This is a genomic window from Candidatus Hakubella thermalkaliphila, from assembly GCF_013281975.1.
Classification (GTDB): Bacteria; Actinomycetota; Humimicrobiia; order Hakubellales; family Hakubellaceae; genus Hakubella; species Hakubella thermalkaliphila.
Genome location: NZ_BLRZ01000122.1, coordinates 1 through 4500, shown reverse-complemented (window position 1 = coordinate 4500; position 4500 = coordinate 1). Strand labels below are relative to the sequence as shown.

At 51.4% G+C, this 4500-nt stretch carries 4 protein-coding genes and 1 pseudogene; 4 read left to right on the top strand and 1 reads right to left on the bottom strand.

The genetic code is table 11. From position 1 onward, the window contains the following. The 4 genes from HW443_RS09475 to HW443_RS09460 all read left to right on the top strand — a co-directional run. On the top strand, positions 1-1190 hold a 1190-nt coding region (locus HW443_RS09475), incomplete at its 5' end, for a hypothetical protein (RefSeq protein WP_219857241.1). Between the two features lie 96 nt (positions 1191-1286). Continuing rightward, positions 1287-2048: a glycosyltransferase family 2 protein gene (locus HW443_RS09470; protein WP_176229224.1), complete on the top strand. Its 762-nt coding sequence runs from the start codon at positions 1287-1289 to the stop codon at positions 2046-2048. After that, complete coding sequence (locus tag HW443_RS09465; protein WP_407079820.1) at positions 2032-3018, top strand: NAD-dependent epimerase/dehydratase family protein; 987 nt, start codon at positions 2032-2034, stop codon at positions 3016-3018. The genes HW443_RS09470 and HW443_RS09465 overlap by 17 nt, the downstream gene beginning before the upstream one ends. Before the next feature lie 32 nt (positions 3019-3050). Continuing rightward, on the top strand, positions 3051-4172 hold the full coding sequence (locus tag HW443_RS09460) for a DegT/DnrJ/EryC1/StrS family aminotransferase (protein WP_176238102.1): 1122 nt from the start codon (positions 3051-3053) through the stop codon (positions 4170-4172). On the opposite strand, the pseudogene HW443_RS09455 reads toward HW443_RS09460, so the two are convergent. Next, positions 4169-4500 (bottom strand): annotated as a pseudogene (locus HW443_RS09455) (class I SAM-dependent methyltransferase); the annotation flags it as partial. The gene HW443_RS09460 and the pseudogene HW443_RS09455 sit on opposite strands and share 4 nt — an antisense overlap.

Genomic DNA, 4500 nt, shown 5'->3' with positions numbered 1-4500 from the left:
CAAAGTTAAGTTCCCTTAGTGTTGTTTACACCATTTCCCTGGCTGGGACTCTTCCATGGCTTTTCAGCTATCTCCAGAATCCGATCATGTTCCGAATCTATGCGGACGTCGTTGCGAGTAGAGCTAGATTGACATATCTAGTCCTGGTCATGAGCATGAACCTCATATTCACTGTATACGATTTTTATAAGACGATAGGGAACCGACAAATGCTAATATATCTGCTGGTTGCTGTTGGTTCTTTAATTTCTTTTGAGGTCTTTATGCTGGTCTTGCAAAATGATTTCTTTCTGAACGTGAGGCTGCCTCAATTTCTTCTTGCCTTCCCCTCCTATTCTAAGCTTAGCATGGTGTCATTAGCTGGAGTATTTTCCCTCCTCTTCCTAATCGAGGTGAATCGCCTGCGGAAGAGAGCTGGTTTCTTTTCGGAAAATCTTTCTTTTTTCTACCTCTGGCTCGCTCTTTTCACGGCTCTGTCAATAGCGCCTGCCAAACTTTTTTTCGGTCTAAATACCTACAGATCGGTTCACTTCCTTTGGCTACCGCTGGCCATAATTTCCTCAAGCGGTATCCAAAAAGTTGCCTTCAGCATGACAAATAGAATATTGAAGTGGAAACAGGGAGGAGGGTTTCCACAAGTTCTGAAAACCGCGTCAGACAAGGGTCTTAGTGCAGTCAAGAGAGCATTTAGCCTGGAGAGGTATCTTGCAACCCTTATTGTGACCCTTATTATATTTATCTCAATTTTTTCTTTTATCTTCTATGCTATTTTCTTTGTCCAAATCCCTCTAAGAAGCCTATACCCCGCCTATGTAACGAACGAAGATTACAACGCGTTAACATATCTAAAATCGCTTCCCCAGGGACATGCTCTTAGTTCGCCCGAGATTGGGTACTTTTTGCCATTCATTACTGACAAATTTAGCCTTTTGGGCAGCGTGGAGCACACCTTAGATTACTACGAGAAGTTCAACGACTACAAGAAGTTTTTCTCCGTAACCACTACGCATGATGAGAGAAGAAAGATTTTGAAAAAATACCGCATCGACTATGTATTTCAAGGATATAAAGAGAGTTCTATCAGCCATGGCTGGTTAAAACTGGGGGCAGCGGATGGCCTGGAGCTAATCTTTAACAACAAGGGGGCTCGAATCTATAGAGTCTCCATCGATACCCGCTCTTCATATTGACATATCCGAGACGGTAGCTATACTGGTCGTATGCGGGGGCCAGTTGCTTCTACCTCCGGCAGCAGAATGCTCACCACACCCTGAAGGAGGGACCCAATAACTACTGAGAACTCCGAAGAAGCCAAAAAAGATATCTCCGTATTCTTTCCCGTCTACAACGACTGGGGCACCATCGGGAGCATGGTGGTCACTGCCATCTCCGTATTAGATAGAGTGGCCAGAGATTATGAGATTATCCTGGTAGATGACGGGAGCCAGGCGCAGACCAGGGGCATCCTGGAGAAGATCAATTTGTTCTCTGACCGGGTGCGGGTAGTCTACCATGAGAGGAACCAGGGCTACGGTAGGGCCATCCGAACCGGTATCCAGGAGAGCAAGTACCAATATATCTTTTATACCGATGCGGATGCCCAATACGATGCCAGAGAGCTGGAGCTCCTCCTCCCCTCCATGACGGAGGGAGTGGATATTGTCAATGGGTACAAAATCAGAAGATCGGACCCCCTTTATAGAGTTATCATCGGGAAGCTCTACCACCACATTACCAGGCTGATGTTCCGATTCCCCATTCGAGACATAGACTGCGACTTTCGCCTCATGCGCAAGTCCATCTTCGACCAGGTGGAGCTAGAGTCTAATAGCGGGGTAATCTGTGTAGAGATGATTACCAAAATCCACCGTGCTGGCTTCCGCTTTGCCGAGGTGGGAGTCCACCACTACTTCCGCACCAGCGGAAAATCCCAGTTTTTTACCTTCCGCCGGGTCTTTCGGGTGGGCATAGATCTCCTCAAGCTCTGGTGGAAACTGGTAATTAGAAGAGAGGAGTCCCGGCGTGGAAGAGCTGGAGAGCTGCTTTAGAAAAAAACGAGTATTGATCACGGGAGGGCTGGGCTTTATCGGAAGCAACCTGGCTCTCCGACTGGTGGAGCTGGGCGCCAGGGTTCTGCTGGTGGACTGTCTCCTTCCAGAGTACGGTGGAAATCCTTTCAATATCCGAGATATCCGCAGGAAGGTGACCGTTAACATTGCTGATGTCCGTGACGAGGCCAGCATGAGCTACCTGGTGAAGGGGCAGGACTATATATTCAATTTGGCAGGCCAGGTCAGCCACATCGACAGCATGAGGGATCCCTATACTGACCTGGAGATGAATTGCCGCGGCCATCTCTCCATCCTGGAAGCCTGCCGCAAGAACAACAGGGAGGTGAAGATAGTCTACGCCGGGACGCGCCAGCAGTATGGTAAGCCGGACTACCTGCCTGTGGATGAGAAGCACCTTATGCACCCGACGGACGTGAACGGAATAAATAAGATGACCGGGGAATGGTACCACCTTCTTTATGACGAGATCTATGGTGTGAGGTCCACCTCCCTGCGTCTGACTAACACTTATGGACCTCGGCTTCTTATGAAGCACGACCGCCAGAGCTTCATAGGATGGTTCATTCGCCAGATAATTGACGGGGAGACCATCACTATCTACGGCGATGGCAGCCAGTTGCGGGACTTTACTTACGTGGACGATGCGGTGGAAGCCTTTCTTCTGGCGGCGGCCAGTGATGAAGCCAATGGTGAGGTTTTCAACCTGGGCGGAGAGAAGCCCATAAGCTTGCGGGAACTGGTAGAGCTTCTTGTCCAGATCAATAGGGGTGGCCGCTATGAGCTGGTCCCCTTTCCTGAGGACCGCCAGAGGATCGATATTGGTAGCTTCTATGCTGACTACTCCAAGATAAGCCGTTTACTTGGCTGGAGGCCTAAAGTCTCTCTGGAGGAGGGACTCCACCGGACTTTCGACTATTACCGCAAGTACAAAAAGCACTACTGGTGAGAAATAGTGGCATTTTTGCAGGGGAGAAGCTGATGATCACGTCACGGAAGATGAAAGTACCATTCGTCGATCTGACCAGGCAGTACGCTGCTCTGCGGGAGGAGATAGATGCTGCTTTGCAGTCTGTCCTCAAAGGAGGCCAGTTCATCCTGGGGGAGAATGTTCGTCTATTTGAGGAGGAGTTCAGCTCTTACTGCGGGGCCCGTTTTGCGGTAGGAGTAGGTTCAGGGACGGAGGCTCTCCATCTGGCTCTCCTTGCCTGTGGTATCGGGTCAGGGGACGAGGTGATCACTGTACCCAATACCGCTGTCGCCACGGTCGCCGCTATCTCCCTGGTGGGCGCCTGCCCCGTCTTTGTGGATGTGGATCCTCGAACTTTTACCATGGATCCGGATAAGATCGAAGAGAAGATCTCCCCGCGGACCAGAGCTATTTTGCCGGTTCATCTTTATGGGCAGGCGGCAGATCTGGGCCCCATTCTTAGTCTGGCCGACCGCTACAGTCTTTTGGTGATCGAAGACGCCTGCCAGGCCCACGGGGCTACTTACGGAAGTAAGAGAGTGGGCACGTTCGGTCAGGTGGGCTGCTTTAGCTTCTATCCTACTAAAAACCTGGGAGCCTACGGGGACGGCGGGATGGTATTGACCGATAATCTGGAAATTGCCGAAAGAGTCCGGCTGTTGTGCAACTACGGACAGTCAGATCGCTACCATGCAGTAGCGGAGGGCCTGAATAGCCGTTTAGATGAGCTCCAGGCGGCTGTTCTCCGGGTGAAGCTGAGGTATCTGGATCGTTGGAACGCCCTCCGTCGCCAGTGGGCCGATCTCTATTCCTCGCTCTTAGAGGGAGTGGAAGTTCCTTTCCTGGCTTCAGGAAGGGAGCACATTTTCCATCTCTATGTGGTCAAGAGCAAGGCAAGAAACCGCCTGGCCGCCTACCTGGAGGAGCAGGGAGTTCCTGCTCTGGTTCATTACCCCATCCCGGTTCATCTTCAGGTAGCCTACCAGCACCTGGGCTACCGGGAGGGAGACTTCCCCGTGTCCGAAGCCTGTGCCCAGGAGGTCCTCTCCCTGCCTATCTTTCCGGAGATGAGGGAGGAGGAAGTCGCCTATGTGGCAGACCTGATTCGAAAGTTCTATCAGGAGGAGATCTAGTCCTCCTTTCTGAGAACGCCAATGATGGAGGAGCCTAAAGGAAGATCAACATAGCGTAGCAATAGGGCTTCCAGGGCTACTATCCGGTCCAGGAAAGAGTTGAGTAAGGGGTGAGGAAGGCGGAGATCAGAGGTAGTTCGCTCTGTGGCACCTTTGCGCAAGAGTCTCGTGACCGCTACAGCAGGGAACAGGAAGAAGTTCCAATAGGAGAGCCGCAGGACGGAGAAGCCCGCTCTCTTTGCCTTTTGCTGCACCTCCCTCCGCGAGTATCTTCTGGCGGTGCGGGTGGCCCGGTCGTGGGAGCTATAGAGGAAGCGGTGGGCAGCGA

What these genes read in the sequence shown, in the direction of transcription:
- HW443_RS09460 (WP_176238102.1), top strand. Translation starts at nt 3,051, where the DNA reads ATGATCACGTCACGGAAGATGAAAGTACCATTCGTCGATCTGACCAGG.